Here is a 21,275-nt window from a genome sequence, read left to right as displayed (position 1 = left end):
AGACCGTGACGGCCCCATACTCCAGGACCTGATGAACCGACGGGTGAAGGAACACGATGAGTGCAGCAGCGGCATCAGGGACCTGGAAGCTCGGGGACCTGGAGGTGAATCGCATCGGCTACGGCGCGATGCGGCTGACGGGCAACGGCATGATGGGGAACTCCGACGGCGCGCCGATCGACCGCGATGTCGCCGTCGGCCTGCTGCACAGCGCGTTCGAGCAGGGGGTCAACCACGTCGACACGGCCGCCTTCTACTTCTCGCCGCTGCGGTCCGCGAACGAGCTCATCAACCGCGCCCTCTCGTCCTGGTCCGGCGATGTGGTCGTGGTGACCAAGGTCGGCCCGGGGCGTGATCCCTCCGGCGAGTGGCTCGAAACGGTCCGCCCCGACCAGTTGCGTGGCCAGGTCGAGGAGAACCTGCGCCAGCTCGGCCGGGACTGCCTGGACGTGGTGAACCTGCGCGCCGGCGGCCCTCGCACGGCCTCGATCGCCGAGCACTTCGGCGCCCTCGCTGAGCTGCGCGAGGCCGGCCTGGTTCGGCACCTCGGGCTCTCCGGTGTCCTGCCTGAGCACGTGGCCGAGGCGCAGAAGATCGCGCCCGTGGTCTGCGTGCAGAACTCCTACGGCCTGGACTGGCGCCGCGCTGACGAGAGTGGGTTGGTGGACCAGTGCGGGAAGCAGGGCATCGCCTTCGTCCCGTTCTTCGTGGTCTCCGGCCTGCGGCGCGAGGCAGCCGCAGGCCAGGAGCACGACACGCGCGTCCACTCCGTCGCCCGCGCCCACAATGCGACGCCGGCCCAGATACGGATCGCCTGGACTCTCCACCGCGGTCCGCACGTGCTGGCCATTCCCGGCACCACGAACCCAGCGCACCTGGCAGAGAACATCACCGCTGGAATCCTGCGCCTGACCGAGGAGGAGTTGGCCCTCCTCAACAAGCCGAACCAGGGCACCGCCTGAGTCTCTGCCAGCGATGCACGGTGAGCTTCCCCAGCCTGCTGAGAACCGGACCGAGTGGGTCGAGAAGTGTCCCTAGTCGTTTTCAGGAAACGCTGTCAGTGGACATGTAGTCTATGACTCGTCGCAGTTCAGCACCGGTTCACGAGCTTCTGCGGTCGGTAAAGTCGAGTACAAGCGCGGCACGGATGCCGGCGTGATCAATCAGGGCCTGTTCTACCTGGCCTGGTTGATGGACTACCGAGCCGAGTTCGAGCACCTGGGCCGCGACCGGCTCGGGGTGACGGCCGCGTCCCAGGTCCTGTGGAGCGGCCCGCGCCTCATCTGCATCGTCGGCGACTTCACCCGCTACGACGTGCACGCCGTGCGCGAGCACCGGCGCTCGATCGACCTGGTCGGCTACCGACTCTTCGGCAGCGACCTGCTCGGGCTTGAGACCGTGGTCTCCGTGAGCGGCGGCATGCAGGTAGCTCGCCGGGCACGGCGCCAGTCCGTTGCTCAGGCAGCGGTCGACGTTCAGGGCGCGGCGATGGCGGAGTTGGCGGGCGCGGTCGACGAGGCTCTGCTCGGGCTCGGGGACGGCGTGAACCGAGTGGAGCGCAAGACCTACCGGGCGTATCAGCTGCGCCGCGAGGCCCTCCAACTGATCGGGACAGCTCGGTAGATCGAACAGGAGCTACCCACCAGCGGCCGTAACACCGATCACACGATCGGGTGATCCGCTCGCCTTCCTCGCCAGCCGGCTACTCCCGATGGGCTGCTGCTGGCAGGGCAGTCCCGGCGGATCGGACGCCGGCTCTTCAGCTCCGCGACCCGCTTCGCCTTGGCCGCCCGCTTGCCCCTCGGCAGCTTCTGCCGGTCGGCGACCTCCAGCTCGTCGTGCGACGGGGGCGTCGCGAGCTGGTGCTCGTCGTCGTCAGCGCCGAACCAGCCTTTCAGGGTGTCGACTATCCCCTTTCCGCCACCGTCATCGGCGTCCGATGCCGCGAGTCGGCGCGGGCCCCACTTCGCGGTCTGGACGCTGCCCTGCCGGGCGTACGTATACCGCAAGGAAGATGGACGCAAAGCGTTCGTTCCAGGTACGGCAGCTGCGGCTGCTCGATCTCTGGCCCCGACCGCGCCCGCCGCGTCTCTCCACCTGGTGACCTGTGCTCTCGCCGCCCGGGGATCGGCGCCGCTACGGCGCGCAGCCCAACACTGAGACGCGCCGCAGCCGGCCCGCGTCGGTCAGACGGAGTTGAGGAACGCGCGCACCCGATCCATCAGCAGTCGGGACGCCTCCGGGTCGTACGCGTCGAGCGAGGAGTCGGCGAAGAGGTGCTGGTCGCCGGGATAGACGAACAGCTCGGCGCCCGCCGTGGCGCCGGCGAGCTTGCGTGCGGCCGGCAGGTGCTTGTCATCGGTAGCGGTGTAGCCGGGGTCGGCGACATTGATCCGGATGTCCGGCAGAGCCTTGGCGTATTGGGTGGTCAGCATCGTCAGCGCCGCCTTCGAGGCGGTGTACAGCGGCGCGATGACCTTGGATTCGGGCCGCGCGGGGTTGTGGGTGAGGGCGAGTGAGCCCGTACCGCTGCTGACGTTGACGATGACCGGGTCCGGTGACCGGCGCAGCAGTGGCAGGAACGCGGTCGTCACACGCACCGCACCGATGACATTGACGTCGAAGACTCCGAGGGGCTCAGTGCCGGTGAGGGTGCTGGGGTCGCCGACGGGGCCGGGGATGCCGGCGTTGTTGATCAGTACGTCGATCGCGCCCTCATGCTTGGCGACATCCGCGGCTGCGGCGGCCACCGACGCGTCGTCCCTCACGTCGATCGGACGAACCGCGCTCCGAGCGCGGCAGCGGCCTCCGCGCCCCGTTCCGTGTCGCGGGCGCCGACGAGCACGGTGTGGCCGAGCTCGATGAGGCGGCGGGCGGTCTCGCGACCGAGGCCCTTGTTGGCTCCGGTGATGGGTGATGGTCATGCATCCATGGTTCGGCCAGCTGCGGGTGCCGACCAGCCGGGTGGAGGCTGGCGTCGCTGGCCCTGTGGGAGGAGGCTGGGATGAGGCCGAAAGCGCCAGAGAGGTGGCGTGGCGATCAGCTTGAGCCGGTTGGGATCACCCCGTCTGCGTCCGTATGAGTCGGCGGATGAGGCGGCGGTGCTTGAGTTGCTTGCGGCAGATCGGCTGCCTGGGCAGCCGATCTGCACCGCTTTGATGCTCGCTGACGCGCTGGCCGGCCGCTCAGTAGCTGATCCGGCTGCGTGGGCGGCGCTGGATGGGCTTGTCACTACTGTGCTGTGCACGCCCGATGGCGGCATTGGCGGCATCGTCTGCTGTGCCGGGCGCCCCTGCGACGACGCATCGTTGATCTTGTGGCTGCACTGCCGTGACAGCTTCGAGACGGCCGCGACTTTGATCGCTCTGGCTCTGGAATGGAGCGGCGCCCGTCTCGTGTATGCCTTCCCGCTCGCCTCCGCCCTCACCAGGGGCCTGATAGGTCTGCCGGAGCGCCGTAGCCGGGCTACGCACGAAGCCCTCCTTGCTGTGGGCTTCACCGGTCTGGGGCGGTGCCGGTATCTGCGTGCTGAGCTTCCCGTCGCAGGCTTGCCCCACCTCGGGGACGTGGTGCTGAAAGACACTGTCTCGCCGCCCGGCAAGCGTCTTGAGGTCCGCCGCTGTGGGCGGGTGCTGGCCCAGGCCATCGTGGAGCGTCCTGTCGGCGGGGTCGGCGTGATCCGCAGCCTCACGGTCGCCCCGGATACCTGCGGCCTGGACTTGACCCTGGGTCTGCTGGGCAACGCTATGGACGTGCTCCTCGGGTTCGGTGCTCGCGAGACGATCGTCTACCTGGATGAGTCTCATGATGACCCGGAGTGGGATCTCGCCGCTGCCCTACGCACGTATCTGTTCGCTGACTTCACGGAGGTCGACCGGCTGCTCACTTTCACCAGGCCGCCGACGCCGTCTGGGATGCGGGGTTAGACAGCGTGAGAGCGGAGCGGCGGGCACGACGGCCGGGTACTGATGCGGCGGCAGATGGGAGACGACGACACCGAACAGATCCTGGAACACGTCCAGCAGATGCGCACCCGGCTGGACTGCCTACCGCGGGCCTGGTCGGCGGGCACGGCTGCGCCAGGTCACCTGGGCCCGGATCGGCCTGGCGCTCAGCGTCAGCGAGGACACCGCCCGGCACCCGATCACGCGATCGGGTGGTCTGCTCGCCTTCCGTTCTGGCTGGCTTCTCCCTACGGGTGACGGCATGTCAGTCCTGCTGCGTACCGTCCTGGCTCAGCACGACTCAACCGCGCCCAAGCGGCGCTCGTTGCCCAAGGCGGTGACTTGATGAGCCTGACCTCCGGGATCCAAACGCATCGACTATGTCGCACGCGCCGGGATCCTGCTCATCAGTCCCTACCGAGAGCAATGCTCAGGACTTGTGGATCGGCCCTGGGAGGGACGCAAAGGGCGTACCTTCCCGGAATGATCCTTCGAGGTCTCCGAGTAGGCCCGCATTGCAGTGCGGGTCGAGAAGGCACGCCCTGTGCTCAGCGTAGTCACCGACGACGGCTCCACCCAGTCCGGATCCTTGATCGACGAGATCGTGCGTGAGGGAGCCCGCCGGATGCTCGCCGCCGCGCTGGAGGCAGAAGTCAACCAGTACATAGCCGAGTTGGCGGCCGAGACCGACGCGCAGGGGTGGCGCCTGGTCGTCCGCAACGGCCACCACCGACCCCGGACCGTGGTCACCGCGGCCAGCCCAGTCGAGGTCACCGCGCCCCGCGTGAACGACCGGCGCATCGACCAGGCCGGCGGCGAGCGCCGGCGGTTCTCCTCGAAGATCCTGCCGCCGTGGTGCCGCAAGTCCCCGAAGATCTCCGAGGTGCTCCCGCTGTTCTACCTGCACGGACTGTCGTCCGGCGACTTCGTGCCCGCGCTGGAGCAGTTCCTCGGCGGCACGGCCGGCCTGTCGCCGGCGACCGTGACCCGGCTGACAAAGCAATGGAGCGACGACCACGCCGCCTTCCAGGCCCGGGACCTGTCGGACCGCGACTACGTCTACGTATGGGCGGATGGGGTGCACCCCAAGGTCCGGCTCGGCCAGGCCCACTCGTGCGTCCTGGTCCTGCTCGGCGTCCGCCTGGACGGCACCAAGGAGCTGATCGCGCTGGCCGAGGGCCTGCGCGAGTCCACCGAGTCCTGGGCCGACCTGCTACGCGACTGCCGCCGCCGCGGCATGCGTGACCCGGAGCTGGTCGTCGGCGATGGCGCCATGGGCCTGTGGAAAGCACTGGCCGAGGTGTTCCCCGACGCCCGCCATCGGAGGTGCTGGGTTCACAAATCCCGGAATGTCGCGAACTGTCCGCCGAAATCCGCTCAGCCGGGCGCAACGAAGGCGATGCAGGAGATCTACAACGCCGAGGACCGGACCCACGCCGAGAGGGCCATCGAGGCGTTCGCCAGGACCTACGGTGCCAAGTTCCCCAAGGCCGTAGCGAAGATCACAGACGACCGCGAAGAGCTGCTGGCGTTCTACGACTTCCCGGCGGAGCACTGGATCCACCTGCGGACCACGAACCCCATCGAGTCGACGTTCTCGACCGTCAAGCTGCGGACCAAGGTCACCCGCGGTGCCGGCAGCCCGACCGCGGCACTCGCCATGGTGTTCAAGCTCGTCGAATCCGCCCAGGCCCGCTGGCGCGCGATCACAGGAGCCCACCTGGTCCCGGTCGTCCGCGCGGGCGCCCGCTTCGAGAATGGCCAACTGGTCGAACGGTCCGAGCTCGTGGCTGCCTGAACCGAGGTCAACGCAGTACGAGCAGATCCAAGGAAGACGTCAAGTCCCCCGCCGCGGCCGAATCGTGAGCGTCCGCAGCTATGCGCAACCGCTCCTTGCCACGAGCGAACTCCTCCTCGGTGAGGCTCCGCATGAGCGTGTCGGCGTCTCGGAGAGCCTCTACACGCTGCAGGAGTTCGGTCAGACTCGCAATATCGGTCTGCGGAACCGGCTCCAGGGCGGCCGGGGCGAAGCCCGCGGCGGCGAAAGCCTCGCAGGTTTCTTCGACGGACGGATAGGTATCGAGCAGCCTGGTCGTCTCGGGGAACCAGCGCACGATGCGAAGCCGCTCGTAGCGGCCCGCGAACGCGTTGCGGATGAGTACCGGTGATCCTGGGCGCACCACACGGCGGATCTCCAGCGCGGCCCCAGGAAGGTCGGGGATGTGATGGGTCACCGTGGACAGCCATGCCGCGTCGGCGCTGGCGTCCGGCAGTGGCAAGCATGCGGCGTGACCCGCCAGGACCTGGATGTCAGGGCGATTGGGTATCAGGGCACGCATCGCCTCGGAGGGCTCGACCGCGACCACTCTTGCGGTGAGCCAGTCGCAGAAGGCTGTCGCGAAGGCTCCGGTGCCCGCGCCGATGTCCACGATGGTCATGCCCGGGGACGGATTCAGATGCCGCCGCACGGCGTCCTCCCAGGCCGCCAGCCCGTCGCGCGGGATCTCTCGAACGGCCCTGAACGAAGTCGCTGTTGCGGCGTCATAAGTGATTCTGGCCATGAGTATCCCGTCAGTTCAGGCGTGCTGGGACGTGAGCCGGATCAACAGGCAGTTGCTCGGTCGCCCTGGCGGGATCGACTGAGCGAGAATAGCTTCTGCCCGTGATCAACGAGAGTGCGCCGCTTCTGCCGACCGTGCACGTCTCTCTCCCCCCGACGCCAGCCGTGACGACGGGTGAACAGGGCCAGGAGGTCGTGCCCAGCGTCTCGCGGAAGAGCAGGCCACCGCAGCCTGATCACCCAAGATTGTACTTCTCTCATCAGGGAAGCATCCGAGCCACAGAAGGCGGTAGCACCGTGACCGAGCAGGCACTGGCGATGTTGCAGACGGCCGGAGCCGAGGCGATCGATCATCCGGGCGGCAACCTGCTGGCCCATCTGCAGCGGGTCAGCGCCCTTCTCTCGTCGTGGGGCGCCCGTCCGGCGCTGGTGTCGGCCGGGTTGTGTCACGCCTTCTACGGCACCGACGGATTCCCCGCCGCGCTGCTGCCACTGGACCGGCGGGGCGAACTGGTGCAGGCCATCGGCGAGGAGGCCGAGGCGCTCGTCTACTTCTACGCGTCCTGCAACCGCAAGGCCTCCTACCGCACCCTCGCTGCGGACGATGCCGAGTTCACGGACCGCTTCACCGGCAGGCGGACCCGGCCGACCGGCCACCAGCGCCGGGACTTCGCCGAACTGACGGCGGCCAACGAGCTGGACATCGCCATGGGCAGCCCAGAAATACGCGGCCGCTACGGCCCCGCGCTGCTCGAGCTGTTTACCCGCTGGCGGCACTTGCTGTCCGAGCCTGCCTGGGAACACTGCCGCAACGTACTGGGCTGATCAAGACATCCACAGGATTTGACAATTACTCCCCTGCACCGACGAGACAGAGCGCATGCGGCATGTGGGCGAGGAGCTTGTCACGCGCCTGGGAGAGACGGTTGACCGCCTACAGCTCGACAACCGCGAGCTGCCGATGGACCGGGCCCATGACGAAGAGGAGGACCTGGCTGGCTGCATCCGAGTGCCAGCAGCGCTTCTGGCCTGATGTGCCTGGGGATGTCGGTCAGAACTAGGAACGGCTGGAGGTTCAGACACCGATTCGCCCGACGCGCCCGATCACCTCAGTAGGAGCCGACTCTTCTACCCGCTCCCCAAGGCCGACGTCACTGTCCTGGGCCCCCGCGCGTACGTGGAGGCCAGGCGCACCGTGTGGTCGGAGCTCTCCGACCCACTTGCAGGGGCACGCGGCTGGCTGCTGTCACCGCTGAATCAAGTGAAGCCTCCGCTCCTCCCGTTCCATGGCGCGGATCGGAGGTCAAGATCCTTCCCTGCTCGGTCCCGCACAACGGGATGCAGCAGCTCAAGCCCGTTCTTCAGGCTCTTCCACGTCAAGCATCGGTGCTGGTGGCGCAGGAGGAGCCTCTCTGAGTCTGTGATCGTTCTGCGCTGCCCATCGGATGTGGGGAGTGGTGGACGTGAATCAGTACGGGCGGCGTGCGCAGCAGCACTGGCAGGAATTTAGGCCCGGGCGCATCGCGGAGATCGATGATCCTGAGGCGTTCTTCACCGAGCTGGGCAGTGATGTTCAGGACGAGGTGCGGATCCGCTGGACCGCGGAGCGTGTGAACGCGCCTGCCGTGGCGGGGGAGTCCTTCCTCGAGCGGGCTGGCCGTCTGCAGCAGTCTCGTCGCGATACCGAAGCTGAGGTGCTGCGCGAGTTCGTGCTGCTCCCTGACCAGGACGACGTCGACCTGGTCGACGACCCTCACCTCAGCGAGGCCGAGGTGACCGAGGAGCAGTGGCGCGAGCAGCGCCTGCACGACCTGCTGGCCGGCTGTAGTCGACCGGGGGACTTCAGTGCTGCGGAGCGCGATCGGCTTCGTGCTGACGCTGTTCCCCGTCTGCTGGAGCTCACCGGGCTTTCGGATGAGGCCCTTGCCCGTCAGGGGCTGCTGTAAATGGCCGCCCAGGAGGGGGCGGCATTCCGTCCCGAAAGTCAGAACGATCTCGCTCCGGCTGCGCCGATGGCCCGCCTGGAGGCGAACCTGGCTGCGCTGCGGGTGCTGCGGCGGATCCATGCTGAAGATCGGGAAGCGACCGGTGAGGAACGGCGGGTGCTGGCCCGGTGGTCGTCGTGGGGTGCGCTGCCCAACCTGTCCTGTTCGCGCCATCGCGGGAGCGGACCAGGAGCCGCAGGGAGAAGTATGAGGCTTCGCAGGCGGAGCTGCGGGAGCTGCTGAGCGAGGCCGAGTACCAGGCGGCGCGGCGAACGACGCTGAACGCGCACTACACGGACGCCGCGTTCGTGAAGGTCATCTGGCGGGCGTTGCAGGCGCTCGGTTTCAAGGGTGGCCGGGTGCTGGAGCCGGGCTCCGGGGTGGGCACGTTTATTGGGATGGCTCCCGAGGGGGCGGAGGTGACCGGTGTCGAGCTCGACCCGGTGACCGCGGTGATCAGCCAGGCCCTGTATCCGCAGGCCCGGATCCTGAACGAGGGCTTTGAGAAGTCGCGGGTCAAGACCGGCGAGTACGAGGCGGCGATCGGGAACGTGCCGTTCCACTCGGCCCGCCTCAGCGACCCCCGGCATAACCCGGGGAACTTCCCCATGCACGACCACTTCATCATCAAGGCCCTGGAAGGGGTGCGGGTCGGGGGAGTGGCCGCCTTTATCACCTCCACTGGCACGCTCGACAAGTCCAGCAAGGCCGCCCGGGCGGAGATGGGCGAGCTCGCGGACCTGGTGTGCGCGATCCGGCTGCCCAACGGCGCGCACGCCGCGGCTGCCGGCACCGACGTGGCGACCGATTTGCTGGTGTTCCGTCGCAAGGCGCCCTCGCACAAGAAGCAGGGTGCGGCCTTCGCGAAGACCGAGGAGGTCAAGGCCGCTGACGACAGGCGGATGGACGTCAACGAGTACTTCCAACAGCATCCGCGCAACGTGCTGGGCACCCTGGTGCCAGGACGGGCCCGCGGAGGGAGGCACCGTCCGGAAGTCCTTGCCGGCAGCGGCGATACCGCCACCGCCCTGAGCAAGGCGCTGGAGCGGGAGATCGCGGCCGCCGTCGAGGCCGGGCTGGGGATGACCGAGAATCCTGTTCGGCGTGAGGAGGAGGTTCAGGGCCCTGACGCGCGGGAGTTGTTCGCGGAGAAAGCGGAACGGTTCGACGGGCGGATCATCGAACTGCGTGATGGGAGCTTCTGGGCGGCGCGGCTGGAGGACAGCGAGCCGCATCCCTGCCCGAAGACCCAGCGTGACGAGCTCAGGGCGCTGTTGCTGATACGCGACGCGGTCTCCGAGGTCTTGGACGCCGAGACGTCTTTGGAGGCCGACGAGGCCTGGCTGACCTTTCTGCGCTCGACCCTCAACGCGCACTACGACGCGTACGTCGAGAAGTACGGGCCGGTGAGCCGGTTCACCCGACAGGAACGCACCCGCAAGCTCACCTGGGACGACGTGCCTGAGGAGCTGTCCGAGCAGCTCATGGACGCGGCCTTGGAGGTGACGGGCCGGGTCGGCTCGAAGCAGCAGGCCGCGATCGACAACCTCGGCGACGGCGTGATGACCGAAGCCGACCTCAAGGCCTTCCTCGGCTGGGACGCCACCAAGGCCCCGCCCGCGCTCCGCGAGGCGCTGGCCGACGTGCAGGCGGTGCACAAGGAGCTGCGCGACGCTGGAAAGCTCAAGGTCTGGGCGCGGGTCCCGCCGCCGCAGGGCGGTTTCGCCGATGACCCGCATGCCCCGCTGGTGTATGCGCTCGAGGACTACGACGAGGAAACGGCCACTGCTCGCAAGTCTGAGATCTTCACCCAGCGTGTCGCCTCCCCGCGCACGCTGCCCGAGCGGGCGGAGGGGCCGGAAGAGGCTGTCGCGATCACCCTCGACCTGCACGGACAGATACGCCTCGACGTCGTCGCCGGGCTGCTGGATCTGGACGGGGAGCAGGCTGCGCGGGACGCGCTGATCGGGGTGGTGCTCGAGGAGCCCCACACCGGGCGCCTGGTGCCGGCCGCCGAGTACCTGTCGGGCAACGTCCGCCTCAAGCTCTCGCAGGCCCAGGACACCGCCGCCGTCGATCAGCGGTTTGTCGCGAACGTCGCGGCGCTCACCGAGGTGCAGCCGGAAGACGTGCCGCCGGGGGAGATTCGAGTCAAACTCGGTGCCCCCTGGGTGGATGCCTCCTACGTGCAGGAGTTCCTGCGCGGGCTGCTGCGCGATGAGTCGATCAAGGTGGAGCGGGCCGCCGGGTCCACGTGGACGGTCGACTGCAACATCGAGCAGAACGTGATGACGACCGCGGTGTGGGGCACCGAGGCGATGAACGCGGTCCAGATCGTCCGTGCCCTGCTCAACCAGCGGCCCATTCGGATCGTCCCCTCTTTCCCCGAGGACGCCACCGCCGCGGAGAAGGCCCGGATCCGAGCCGACGCGATGACGGCGACGACCATCGGCGGTGGCCGCGCGGGAGTGGATGATGCCGACCTGGAGCAGGGCCTGTCCGCCTTGTCTCAGGCGGGACGGGGTGTGGCCGCTGTGGTGGCGGCCGGGTATCGCCGCGGTCTGCCCGGTGCATCGGTGTCTGCTGGTCGATGTGTGTCCGCGGTGTGGTGTGCTGCTGCGCGGGAGCGAGCGGGTCCCGCGCGGATTGCTGACCCGTGAGCCGCTCCCGGCGGTGGGAGAGTGCGCCAACCGGCCACCGCGCGGCCCGAAGGGCCGTGCGGGCCTGTGCCGCCAGGTGCTGGCCGACATTCCTGCTCCGGCCGTCCCGGCGGCGTGGGCGGATCTCCAGCGCCGAGTGCTGGCCGTCGCGGAGGGCGCCCCTGTCCGGATCCAGAGCGATGCGGTGAGCGGTGCGGACTGCTTCCAGCCGGTCCCCGAACTGGCCCGGTCGGTGGTCTATCACCTGCTGTGGCACCACGAGCTCGTCTTCGATCCCACCCGCCGCTGCGCGACCACACGCTGGTACGCGCCGCCTGCCGTGAGGGGTAAGGCATAAGCAGTCACCGTCTCTCCACCACCGACTGGGTCGAGTTCGAGAACGAGGTGCACCAGTTGGCGGGCCTGGACGGCCTCACCGTGCGGCTGCGCTCCCAGACCGGCCGGATGCAGACCATCATGCTCACCGTCCTCCTCGCGGACGACAGCTTCCGCGCCAGCGTGGAACCTCCGTCCCGGACGCTGGAGGGAGAACGGGTCGGAGTTGGCTCCGGCCGGCCGGTGTGCTGGAGGGACTGGATGAAGGCGCCAGGAAATCTGCTGGAGTCCGTGACGGGCTACCGCTCCGGCGATGCCCTCACACCGGAGCCGGGCGAGCCCCGCACGCCGTACAACCCCGCCGACCCCGCCCTGACGCAGCGAGCCCGCGGGACGATCACTTGACGTGAGGTAGTTGAACCGTGAAGATTCACCCGCGGCGGCGTGGCCTAGGGGAGGCACCGAGAAGCTGTCGCACTGGGGAGGATTGAGCAAGTGAGCGAGACGGATGAGCTGCCGGTCGAGGGACTGGTGGCGGAGGTGCCGGAGATCGAGGAGAAGCGAGGCGGGGGCAAGCTGAAGTTCCTCGCGGCGGGTGCGGCGGGGGTCGCTGTCCTGGCCATCGCTGCTGCGGTGACCGTGGGGATGTACGGACAGAGCCAGGTCGACGCCGCGCGCAAGGGAGAAAACAAGGCGCAGGCCGAGGCGAAGGCGCTGAAGAACCAGCCGCCGAAGACGGTCACGAAGACGGTGACCAAGAAGGTGCCGACGTTCGGGAAGTCCACGCTGATGGGGATTTTCGCGTCGGGTGCGATCCAGCAGGGCACGTACGACAGCGCGGGCAACGAGGTGTTCACCCCGAACGATTCGACGTGCTCCGACTTCTACACGTCGTTGAGCAACCAGTACACCTCGATCGCGATCGACCGGGGCGAGTTCATGAAGGCGTGCCTGACGAGCGTGACGCAGACGCTGAAGAAGAACACCACTGCGTAATCGCTGCGTGCGGCGTCGTGCGAGGGCGATGACGGCCTGCACGTTTTTGTAGCCCCTCACTGCGTTTCTTGAGGTAGTAGTCCCGGTTGGGGCCGTCGCGGATGATGCTGGTCTGCGCGGAGAGGTAGAAGACTCTGCGCTGGCGGCGGCTGTATCGCTTGGGCCGGTGCAGGTTGCCGGTGCGGCGGCCGGAGTCGCGTGGGACGGGGACCAGTCCGGCGGCTGAGGCGAGGTGGCCGGCGTCGGTTTAGGCGGTCATGTCGCCCGCGGCGACGACGAACTCGGCTCCGAGGATGGGGCCCATGCCGGGCAGTGACCGGAGTTCTTGAGCGCAGGCCCCTCCCTTCAGGGAGGGGTTGGCTCATCCTCGGTGCGAGCCGCGCAGCGGCGGAGTTCGCTGTGTTGTCAGTGGCCGCCGGTACGGTGATCACATCAACTGGAGGGGGTGTATCCATGCTGTCGGGCCGCAAGTACCGGCTTGGTTTGACGGCCGAACAGGCGCAGATGTGTGAGGAGTTCGGAAGCGTCTGCCGGGCGGTGTGGAACACCGGTCTTCACCAGCGCCGCGAGTACCGGCGGCGCGGTGCGTGGATGAACTACGCGCCGCAGTGCGCCGAGCTGGCCGCCGCCAAACCCGATCATCCGTGGTTGAGGGCCGCCCCGTCGCACGCGCTTCAGCAGACCCTGAAGGATCTGGACCGGGCGTGCCGGGAGCATGGAACGTTCAGGGTGCGGTGGCGGTCCAAAGCCCGTTGGTCGCCCTCGTTCAGGTTCCCTGACTCCAAACGAATCCAGGTGGAGCGCCTGGGCCGCACGTGGGGCCGGGTGAAGCTGCCGAAGCTGGGATGGGTCCGCTTCCGGTGGTCGCGCCCGCTGGGCGGCGAGGTCCGCTCGGCCACTGTGTCCCGCAAGGGCGCCCACTGGTTCGTGTCGTTCCTGGTGGACGACCAGGCCGTCATGCCCGAGCGGCATGCGATGCCGGGCACGGTCGTCGGGATCGACCGGGGCGTGAAGACGGCCGCGGTCACCTCTGACGGCGACTTCCACGACCGGCAGTTCATTACTGCCGGCGAATCCGCACGCTACCGTCGGCTTCAGCAACGCCTGGCCCGCTCCAAGCGGGCAAGCGCCAACCGCCGTAGAACAATCACCGCACTGAACGCCATCATGGGCCGGGTCACGGGCCGGCGCGGCGACTTCTGCGCGCAGACCGCCTTGCGGATCGTCGCGAAGAACGCCCTCGTCGTGCTGGAAGACCTGCGGATCAAGAACATGTCCGCCTCGGCATCCGGAACCCTTCAAGCCCCCGGCACCCGCGTGGCCCAGAAACGGGGCTTGAACCGGGCCATCCTCGACAAGGGGTGGCACCGCCTCGAACTCGCCCTCACAGGCGCGGCCCGGTACACGGGCACAACCGTGGTGAAAGTCCATCCCGCGTACACGTCGCAAAGGTGCTCCGCGTGCGGCTTCGTCTCGGAAGGAAACCGTGAAAGCCAAGCGGCCTTCCGATGCAGAGCCGCAGGCTGCGGATACACCGCGCACGCCGACGTCAATGCGGCCATCAACATCAAACACGCGGGCGGGCAGCCCGTGTCAGCCTGTGGAGACCTCGCCGCCAGGCGGTCTGTGAAGCAGGAACCTGTAAGCCGGGCGACCGGCCGAACCCCCTCATAGGGGAATCTCCCTCGTTCACGAGGGGGAGGACGTCAATCGATGTGGAAAGTCACTGCCACTGCCCAATGGCGGGTCACTGAGCCTCGGCGAGCTCCTCCGCGCTCCGCTCCAGGGCACGCTCGACGCTCTCCCGGCGCACCACGGGATAGCCGTCGTAGGGACGTTTAAGTGCCCTCGGAAACGGCCTCTCTGACGCCCACCGCAGGCTCACTCACTGACAGGCAGCGGGGCCCGGCCTCGCAGCCCCCGGCAGTTCGTAACGATCAGGTGAATAACACCAGGTCGAGGCAACCACACAGCAGCTCCACAAGTCACACACTCGCAAGTCACAACGCAAGCCCCAAGGAAGACCATGAGCCAGCAGTACCCGCCCCAGCCCCAGCAGCCCGGCTACGGCGAGCCCCAGCAGCCCGGCAGCAACGGCCTGGCCACCACCGCACTCGTCCTCGGCATCATCGCCGTCGTAGTCAGCTTCATCCCTGTCCTCAACGTTGTCGTCTGGCCGCTCGCGATCCTTGGCATCATCTTCGGCGCCATCGGCCTCTCCAAGGCGGGCAAGGTCCGCAAGGGCAAGGGCGCCGGCATCACCGGCCTCGTCACGTCGGCCGTAGCGATCATCATGTTCTTCGCCATGAACGCCCTGTTCTTCTCCGCCGTCGACAAGGCCAGCGAGGAGCTGGACAAATCGTACGACTCCACCACCGTCGGCGACGGTAAGTCCAAGACCGGCGGCGCCAAGAAGTCCGAGGTCATGAAGGACTTCAAGGTCACTAAGTGCGACGTGGTCACCGGCGACTTCGGTATCAAGGACATGGTCATCCACGTCGACTACGCCAACAACGGCGACCGGCGATACTCGTACTTGGTTGAGGGCGAGGTTCTGGCCGACGGCAAGAAGGTCGACGACTTCATGTCAACCGCCGAGAACCTCGCCCCCGGCCAGAAGTTCACCGACAAGCACGCTGGTGCGCTGGTGACCGCGGACGAGATCAAGGACGCCAAGAAGCTCGAGTGCAAGACCACCAAAGCGTCCCGAACTGACTTCTGATCGCTGACGTCGCACGACGCCGACCACACCCCCGGGCCTCGCCGCGCACCCCGCAGCGGCGGGGCTCGCTGGATCAAGGAGACCATGCATGACCGAGCCGTATCCGCAGACCGGCGCGAGCGACCAGTGGGGACCTGGGCACCCTCCGGTGGCTCCCGCGCAGCCCTCGGGCATCCCCGCGCAGCCCCAGGCGGGCCCCGGCTACGGCTACCCGGCCCAGCCCGCGGGCGCGCCCGGCTACGGCTACCCGGTGCCCGGGCCGCAGGGGTACGGGTTCCCGCAGCAGCAGGCGGCTCCGGGGGCGTTCGCGGCTCCGGGGCCCGTGGGCGGCGGCGTGCTGCTGGCGATCGGCGACATCATGGTGACCGGCGACCAGATCATCACTCCGGCCGGACAGCTGCCGCTGCGCGGCGCGGTGTGGAACGCCACCGACTTGTCGCACACCGAGGAGCGGATCCCAACGCACGCCGTCGTGCTCGCCGTCGTCTTCTTCCTCTTCTGCCTGCTGGGCCTGCTCTTCCTGCTGATGAAGGAGAAGCGGACCACCGGCTACATCCAGGTCAGCGTGACCAGTGCGGGCCGGCACCACTCCACGATGGTCCCGGCGCAGGGTCCCGGCGCGTTCCCGGCGATCATGGGGCAGATCAACTACGCGCGGTCGCTGAGCAGTATGTAGGCGCCCTTCCCCGCGTTTCCGGGAGCCCCGCCGAACGAGTTTCGAACGCGCTGTTTCCCGTCGGCGACCTCGGCGAGGTCGTCGGCTCCGACCGGCAGGCACATCGTCTCCCTCGCCCTGGCCCGCCTGGCCGGGGCCCAGACCTGGGCACACGCTTCACAAGCGCTCGGCGTCCCTACCGGCTCCCGGAGAACCTGCCCCGACGGGGGGCTGCCCCGTCCCTGCCGGCTCAGCGTCCGATGCGGCCGCGGAAGCCGAGCACGCCCAGTCCGAGCATCGCGAATTCGGCGAGCCGGGTGCCCACCTGCCGCGATCACCAAGGCGCCCGGAGGCGGCGAGGTGGCCGGTCGCTCACCGGTCGACCGCGACAAACAGGGCCTGAACCGCTCGGGCATGACGGACGGGTACGGCATTCCACTGGGTCGTGTACTGGCCGGCGCCAACCGCCACGACTCCCCGTTGCTCGCCCCGACCCTGGACCGTCTGGACGACCTGGGGCCGTTACCCGACGACATCACCGTGCACCTGGACGCCGGCTACGACGGTGCCCCGTTCAACGCCGCCCTCACCCCGCTGATCGAGGAGGACGCCTCCGTACTGACGTTCCTCGATCCGTTGACCACGCATCCGTAACGGGCCCTGAACACCGGCGGCGACCTGGAGTTGGAGCGCAGAAAGATCGAACTGCTGCTCCGACTCCGGGTCGACGGGGTTTGTACGCGCACATGTACCACCGGGTCGCGCGGGTGCCGGAGCAGTTGTGGCGGAACGGCCCGCCGGCGCGCTGTGCCTTGCTGGTCAGCCGTGCTCTGCCGCCCCATGTCGGCGCGCCGCCCTGGTCCTGAGCGGGGGCCACCGCACTCGGCCGGCCCGCTTCTGGAGCTACTTCGTCGGTGGCGTGGGCCCGGACCGCGGCAGGTCGGTGCCGCGGGCGAGCAGGCCCGCGGCCACGCTCAGGCCCCCCAACGCCCACCACAGGGCCGCCGACCGCACACCCGGCAGGCTTGTCGCCAGCAGCGGGGCGAGCGCGGAAGCGACTCCGACGAGGACCTGGTTGGAAGCCAGGTAGGTGCCGCGCTCTTCGTCCGGCGGCAGGCCGGTCAGCAGGACCAGGGACGCCTGCGACACCGCCAGCTCCCCGATCGTGTACACCGTCATGCCCGCGGTGAGGGCGGCGAGGGCCATGCTCGGGGAGACGGTCCTCGCCAGGGCCGCGGTGGCGAAGAGCACGACGTAACACAGCCCGCCGACGGCAAGGACGTGACCGGGGCGGAACCGGTCCAGCAGGCGGCTGAGCGGCAGAGACAGCGCGGTGAGAAGCGCGGTGTTGACGGCGAACAGCACGCCCACCGTCCAGGACGGCAGCGCCAGTTCCCGCAGGACGAACACGGGCAGCGCGCTTTCCAGGGCCAGCGCGGCTGCCCACAGCAGGGCGTTCGCGGAGGCGACCCGCACGAAGGCACGGTGCTTCCAGGGCTGGACCCGGGCGTGCGCGGGCCGTGCGCCTTCGGCTGGGGCGACGGGCGGCGTGGCGGGCAGGCCCAGGCACAGGACGGCGGTCAGCACGAAGCTCGCCGCGTTCGTCAGGCCCAGCACCACGAATCCGGAGGAGGTGTCCACGACGAGCACCGCGGCGAGCACCGCCCCGGCCCCCATGCCCGCGTTGAACGTCACCCGCGACAGGGCGAGCCACCGGCTGCGCTGCTCCTCGGGGGCCAGCCGGACCGCGAGCAGTGGAGTGGCCACCTGCTCGGCGCGGTTGCCGAGGGCGAGGGCCGTACCGCCCAGGACGAGGGGCCACAGCCCCGGTACGGAGACGAACGCGACGAAGGCCAGGGCCCGGACGGCGGAGGCCGCGACGAGGACGGTCCGGGGGCCGCATCGGTCGGTGAGCCGGCCGACCATGAACAGCCCCGGCAGCGCCAGGAGCGTCGTGACGGTCAGGGCCACGCCCACCGTGCTCAGGGACCGGCCGGACACCGAGGTGAAGAACAGCAGGGAGAAGGGATAGAAGAAACCGGTGCCCAGCGCGTTGACGAACCCGGACGCGCCGAACCACACCACGCCGCGCCCACGCGGCAGGAACCCGGCGGGCGCGTCCACGCCCTGTACCGGGGCGGCGGGCGGGGTCATGCGCGAGAGCCCGGGCGCAGGACATGGCAGCGCTGCTCGGTCGCCGTGCACCCCCGGGACAGCTTGGTGTCCGTGCTGCCCAGGCCGTAGTGGATGACCGACACACCGGCCGCGGTGGCCTCCTCGACGAGCCGGTAGTACAGCAGCTCGAAGTACAACGGCAGTCCCGTACGCCGCTGGTAGGCGTAGTCGTATCCGGTCTGGCGGGCGTACCAGTGGTCGCCGTGGCGCAGGATCAGGGCGAAGCCGCGGATGTCCCCGTCCGCGCGGGCCACCGCCGCGAACGCGTCGTCGCCGAAGACGTCGCGGGCCTGGCGCAGCACCGGCATCGATTGGTCCGGCGCCCAGTCGATGCCGTACTTCTCGAGGAGTTCGGCCTCCAGGGCGGCGAAGCGGACGAGGTCCGCGTCGGCCAGGGGCTCCAGGACCGTACGGACGTCGGCGGCCCGGACCCGGCGGCGTTCCGCGGCCACGGACACCCGGCGCTTGCGGGGCAGCGTGGCGAGATAGCCCTCATATCCGTCCTTGGGCACCCGCAGCACGCTGTAGTGGCCCGAGACGAAGCTCTCGTATCCGCGCGCGGCCAGCAGCGCGCCCAACCGCCGGTCGGGGTCCGCCGCCTCGCCCAGGTACAGGAAGCACGGCCCGGCCGCTCCCGTGCCGTACGCCTGTGACTCCGCGGCCTCGACGAGCGCCGCCAGATCGTGCTCGGTGGCGGAAGGGCCGCAGAGGATCCGGGTGTTGCCGATGTGGCGGCCACCGGCGAGCAGGGCGGGCAGCAGCTCGGACGTCGGATCGTCCACGAGGTCCGTCAGGAACTCCGCCGCCCCCGGCAGGCCGGCATCCGCGCTGCCCCGCAGGACGGCGTCCGGGCGGCCCAGCATCCAGGGCGCCGACGCAGTGGCCAGGGCGGTCGCCAGCGCCGCGACCGGCTGTCCGTCCCGTTCGGTCCACAGGTACCGCATGGGCACGCCCGCGGTCGCCTCCGCCACATCGAGCCAGCGGCAGGTCAGGAAGAGGTCGCCGGGGCCGGCCAGGGCATCCCAGCCCCGTCGGGGCAGGTCCGCGGCGCGATCGACCGCCCGGACACCCGCCGGCAGGCGGCGGTCCGGGTCCTGGGCTCGGGTGGGCATCGGGGCTCCTCGTGGGGTGTGCTGGGCGCTGGGCGGGCGTGGTCCGGTGGGGTGCGGTGTCACTCGCGGCCGAGGATCCGGCGCATGCGCTGCCGTGGCAGGCCGGTGGCGAAGTCGGCGCGATTGCGCAGCCGGGTGCTGTGCTGCATGGCGCGCAGTTGCTGGGTGTGCGGCAGGCTCAGGGTGTGCTTGGTGGCGGCGAACGCCGGGAGGTCGTACGCGGCGAAGCGCAGCGCGCGTTTCAGCGCCGTACGGGCGAGGTCGCGGTCCGGCACGATCTCGTGCAGCAGCCCGTCGGCCAGGGACGACTCGGGCGACCAGGGCTCGCCGGACATCAACATGTCCTGCATCACGTGGCGCCCGACGGAGCGTTCCAGGAGGTAGCCGCCGAAGGTGCACGCGAGGCCCAGTGCGAAGTGCGGCATCCGCAGCGAGCAGCTCTCCGATCCGAGGCGGTAGTCACAGGCGAGGGCGATCAGCAGGCCGATGCCGATGACATGGCCGTCGAGTGCGGCGACGGTCGGTTTGGGCATCTCAAGGCAGGCGACACACAGATCGGCGGTGGCATCCGTCCAGGCGTCGGTCTCCTCACCCGCCGTGAGGCCGATCATCTCGCGGAAGTCGCCGCCCACCGCGAAGGACTTGCCCTCCTGCGCGCGCAGCACCACCGCTCGGACGGAGTCGTCCTGCGCTAACTCGCGTAGCAGTTCCCGTAGTTCACGCATACGCCGACTGCTCATGGCGTTCCCGTGATGCCGGTCCGCGAACATCACGACCGCCGTCGGTCCGGCGCGCTCGCAGACGAAGGTTCCGTGCGAGGCACGGGGTCTCGGGGAGGGGTCAGCGCCGGACACCGCTGCGGTACTCCCAGTCCTCCACGATCACCGCCAGGTCGCCGAGCGTGAAGCCGGCGGCGGTCATCTCCCGGACCTTCGGCTCGCCCAGCACGGCCTGGAAGGCCGCGAGAGCGTCCGCGCCGTCGTGGAACCGCCCCCACTGTGTGAGCGACAGGGCGTACGGGGACGGCAACGCGAAGGTCAGGCCCTTGAGTTTGTAGCGGAACGGGCCCGGCAGCGACCTGGCGTACTGGCGTGCGCGTTCGTCCAACGACACGGTGCCGTCGTCGGCCACCGCCGTGAGCGGACGAGGCACGGTGGCGGGCGTGTACACGGTGCTCGTCCGCGGGGCTATCGGATCGGTGGCAGGCATACGGGCTCCAGAGAGTGACGGAGGAGGTCGCGGGTCGAGTCGGGTCGGGACGGACCGTAGGCGGATCAGCTCCAGGCGAGCAGCAGGACGCTGCCCACCGCCAGGAGCACCCCGACGTGCTGGATACCGCGGATGCGTTCCCCCAGCACGAAGCGGGCCAGCAGCACCGTGCTGATGGGGTAGAGCGACGCGAGCAGCCCGACGACGGCGAGGCTGCCGTCCCGGACGGCCACGAGGTAGAGGATGCTCGACCCCATGTCGAGCGCCCCGGACAGCAGGGCGAGCTGCCGCGACCGCCCGGACAGCCGCAGCGGGGTGCGCCGGGCCAGGCCGAGGCCCAGCAGCAGGGTCAGCGAGGCACAGCGGGCCCACACCAGCGGCCACAGGCTGGAATCGCTCGGCGTGCGGGCCAGGAAGACGAAGAACAGACCGAAGCCCGCGCCGGCCAGCAGCGCGATGCCCAGCGTGCGCAGCGCCTTGCGGCGGTCGGCGGACTCGGCGGAGCTCTCGCCGTTCAGGGACACCAGCAGCACCGAGGCCAGCGCGCACACCACGCCCACCACGGCCAGGGCGGTGAGCCGGTCGCCCAGCAGCACCCCGGCGATCACCGGGAGCGCGGCCGCCGCGGCGGCTGTGGTGGGCGCGACCAGGCTCATCACGCCGTTGGCCAGCGCGTGGTACAGCAGCATGGCGCCGAGGCTGCCGCACAGTCCGGCCAGCCCGCCCCAGGCCGCCTCCGACCAACTGGTGCCACCGCGTGAGAGGGCGCCGGCGAACGCGAGTGCCGTCAGCAGTCCGGCGGTGTTCGACCAGAGGACGATCACAAAGGCGCTGGCGCGCTTGGTCGCCAGACCGCCGACGAAGTCGGCGGAGCCGAGCACCATCGCCGAGGCGAGGGCCAGGAACAGATGCACCGGGAACAACTCCTTGTGGGGGCAGGAC

The 21,275-nt window shown here is 69.3% G+C and carries 18 protein-coding genes and 5 pseudogenes; 14 read left to right on the top strand and 9 right to left on the bottom strand.

What is annotated here, in order from left to right:
- Positions 1-56: 56 nt before the first annotated feature.
- The gene (locus AB0924_RS22400; protein WP_366912308.1) at positions 57-962 is read left to right on the top strand and encodes an oxidoreductase; all 906 of its coding nucleotides are present in this window, start codon (positions 57-59) and stop codon (positions 960-962) included.
- A gap of 163 nt (positions 963-1,125) precedes the next feature.
- Positions 1,126-1,581 (top strand): annotated as a pseudogene (locus AB0924_RS22395) (transporter); the annotation flags it as partial.
- Positions 1,582-1,661: 80 nt separating this feature from the next.
- On the opposite strand, the gene AB0924_RS22390 reads toward AB0924_RS22395, so the two are convergent.
- Together AB0924_RS22390 and AB0924_RS22385 are read right to left on the bottom strand one after the other, a co-directional pair.
- Entirely contained in the window at positions 1,662-2,009 is a 348-nt protein-coding gene (locus tag AB0924_RS22390; RefSeq protein ID WP_366912307.1) for a hypothetical protein, read from the bottom strand.
- 348 nt (positions 2,010-2,357) lie between these two features.
- Positions 2,358-2,911: pseudogene (locus tag AB0924_RS22385) on the bottom strand (SDR family NAD(P)-dependent oxidoreductase); the annotation flags it as partial.
- Between the two features lie 121 nt (positions 2,912-3,032).
- Here AB0924_RS22385 and AB0924_RS22380 point away from each other — a divergent pair.
- Both AB0924_RS22380 and AB0924_RS22375 read left to right on the top strand, forming a co-directional pair.
- Positions 3,033-3,926, top strand: coding sequence for a GNAT family N-acetyltransferase (locus AB0924_RS22380; RefSeq protein WP_366912306.1), 894 nt, complete (start codon positions 3,033-3,035; stop codon positions 3,924-3,926).
- Positions 3,927-4,488: 562 nt separating this feature from the next.
- A complete protein-coding gene (locus AB0924_RS22375) occupies positions 4,489-5,742 on the top strand; it encodes an IS256 family transposase (protein ID WP_366912305.1) in 1,254 nt (417 codons plus the stop codon).
- A 7-nt stretch (positions 5,743-5,749) separates the two neighbouring features.
- On the opposite strand, the gene AB0924_RS22370 is transcribed toward AB0924_RS22375, so the two are convergent.
- The gene (locus AB0924_RS22370) at positions 5,750-6,505 is read right to left on the bottom strand and encodes a class I SAM-dependent methyltransferase (RefSeq protein WP_366912304.1); all 756 of its coding nucleotides are present in this window, start codon (positions 6,503-6,505) and stop codon (positions 5,750-5,752) included.
- Positions 6,506-6,822: 317 nt separating this feature from the next.
- On the opposite strand from AB0924_RS22370, the gene AB0924_RS22365 reads away from it, so the two are divergent.
- The 5 genes from AB0924_RS22365 to AB0924_RS22345 all read left to right on the top strand — a co-directional run bounded on the left by AB0924_RS22365 (position 6,823) and on the right by AB0924_RS22345 (position 12,460).
- Positions 6,823-7,329 carry a DUF6817 domain-containing protein gene (locus AB0924_RS22365; protein WP_366912358.1) on the top strand — a complete coding sequence of 169 codons (507 nt, stop codon included), beginning with the start codon at positions 6,823-6,825 and terminating at the stop codon, positions 7,327-7,329.
- A 638-nt stretch (positions 7,330-7,967) separates the two neighbouring features.
- Positions 7,968-8,450 (top strand): hypothetical protein, encoded by a 483-nt coding sequence (locus AB0924_RS22360; RefSeq protein WP_366912303.1) that lies wholly within the window; start codon positions 7,968-7,970, stop codon positions 8,448-8,450.
- Positions 8,451-10,961: 2,511 nt separating this feature from the next.
- Positions 10,962-11,486, top strand: a complete 525-nt coding sequence (locus AB0924_RS22355) for a hypothetical protein (RefSeq protein WP_366912302.1) — start codon at positions 10,962-10,964, stop codon at positions 11,484-11,486.
- Between the two features lie 56 nt (positions 11,487-11,542).
- Positions 11,543-11,869: a hypothetical protein gene (locus AB0924_RS22350; RefSeq protein WP_366912301.1), complete on the top strand. Its 327-nt coding sequence runs from the start codon at positions 11,543-11,545 to the stop codon at positions 11,867-11,869.
- Between the two features lie 90 nt (positions 11,870-11,959).
- Positions 11,960-12,460, top strand: coding sequence for a hypothetical protein (locus tag AB0924_RS22345; RefSeq protein ID WP_366912300.1), 501 nt, complete (start codon positions 11,960-11,962; stop codon positions 12,458-12,460).
- Positions 12,461-12,472: 12 nt separating this feature from the next.
- Here AB0924_RS22345 and AB0924_RS22340 read toward each other — a convergent pair.
- Positions 12,473-12,782, bottom strand: a pseudogene (locus AB0924_RS22340) (transposase); the annotation flags it as partial.
- A 131-nt stretch (positions 12,783-12,913) separates the two neighbouring features.
- On the opposite strand from AB0924_RS22340, the gene AB0924_RS22335 reads away from it, so the two are divergent.
- From AB0924_RS22335 to AB0924_RS22315, 5 genes and pseudogenes are all read left to right on the top strand, one after another.
- Complete coding sequence (locus AB0924_RS22335; protein ID WP_366912299.1) at positions 12,914-14,134, top strand: transposase; 1,221 nt, start codon at positions 12,914-12,916, stop codon at positions 14,132-14,134.
- A gap of 352 nt (positions 14,135-14,486) precedes the next feature.
- Positions 14,487-15,182 (top strand): DUF4190 domain-containing protein, encoded by a 696-nt coding sequence (locus tag AB0924_RS22330; protein WP_366912298.1) that lies wholly within the window; start codon positions 14,487-14,489, stop codon positions 15,180-15,182.
- 88 nt (positions 15,183-15,270) lie between these two features.
- Positions 15,271-15,858, top strand: a complete 588-nt coding sequence (locus tag AB0924_RS22325) for a hypothetical protein (protein ID WP_366912297.1) — start codon at positions 15,271-15,273, stop codon at positions 15,856-15,858.
- Between the two features lie 312 nt (positions 15,859-16,170).
- Positions 16,171-16,401 (top strand): annotated as a pseudogene (locus AB0924_RS22320) (IS5/IS1182 family transposase); the annotation flags it as partial.
- Positions 16,381-16,491, top strand: a pseudogene (locus AB0924_RS22315) (antibiotic biosynthesis monooxygenase); the annotation flags it as partial. The pseudogenes AB0924_RS22320 and AB0924_RS22315, both read left to right, overlap by 21 nt.
- 249 nt (positions 16,492-16,740) lie before the next feature.
- On the opposite strand, the gene AB0924_RS22310 reads toward AB0924_RS22315, so the two are convergent.
- The 5 genes from AB0924_RS22310 to AB0924_RS22290 all read right to left on the bottom strand — a co-directional run bounded on the left by AB0924_RS22310 (position 16,741) and on the right by AB0924_RS22290 (position 21,247).
- On the bottom strand, positions 16,741-17,991 hold the full coding sequence (locus AB0924_RS22310; protein ID WP_366912296.1) for an MFS transporter: 1,251 nt from the start codon (positions 17,989-17,991) through the stop codon (positions 16,741-16,743).
- Positions 17,988-19,124 carry a GNAT family N-acetyltransferase gene (locus AB0924_RS22305; RefSeq protein WP_366912295.1) on the bottom strand — a complete coding sequence of 379 codons (1,137 nt, stop codon included), beginning with the start codon at positions 19,122-19,124 and terminating at the stop codon, positions 17,988-17,990. The genes AB0924_RS22310 and AB0924_RS22305 overlap by 4 nt, the downstream gene beginning before the upstream one ends.
- A 59-nt stretch (positions 19,125-19,183) precedes the next feature.
- Positions 19,184-19,894 (bottom strand): enoyl-CoA hydratase/isomerase family protein, encoded by a 711-nt coding sequence (locus tag AB0924_RS22300; protein WP_358938873.1) that lies wholly within the window; start codon positions 19,892-19,894, stop codon positions 19,184-19,186.
- 70 nt (positions 19,895-19,964) lie between these two features.
- Positions 19,965-20,333, bottom strand: coding sequence for a hypothetical protein (locus tag AB0924_RS22295; protein ID WP_366912294.1), 369 nt, complete (start codon positions 20,331-20,333; stop codon positions 19,965-19,967).
- 65 nt (positions 20,334-20,398) lie between these two features.
- Positions 20,399-21,247, bottom strand: a complete 849-nt coding sequence (locus AB0924_RS22290; RefSeq protein WP_366912293.1) for a DMT family transporter — start codon at positions 21,245-21,247, stop codon at positions 20,399-20,401.
- Between the last annotated feature and the right edge of the window lie 28 nt (positions 21,248-21,275).

Source organism: Streptomyces sp. NPDC047869, from assembly GCF_040704065.1.
GTDB lineage: Bacteria > Actinomycetota > Actinomycetes > Streptomycetales > Streptomycetaceae > Streptomyces.
This window is presented reverse-complemented; position numbering and strand designations above follow the sequence as displayed.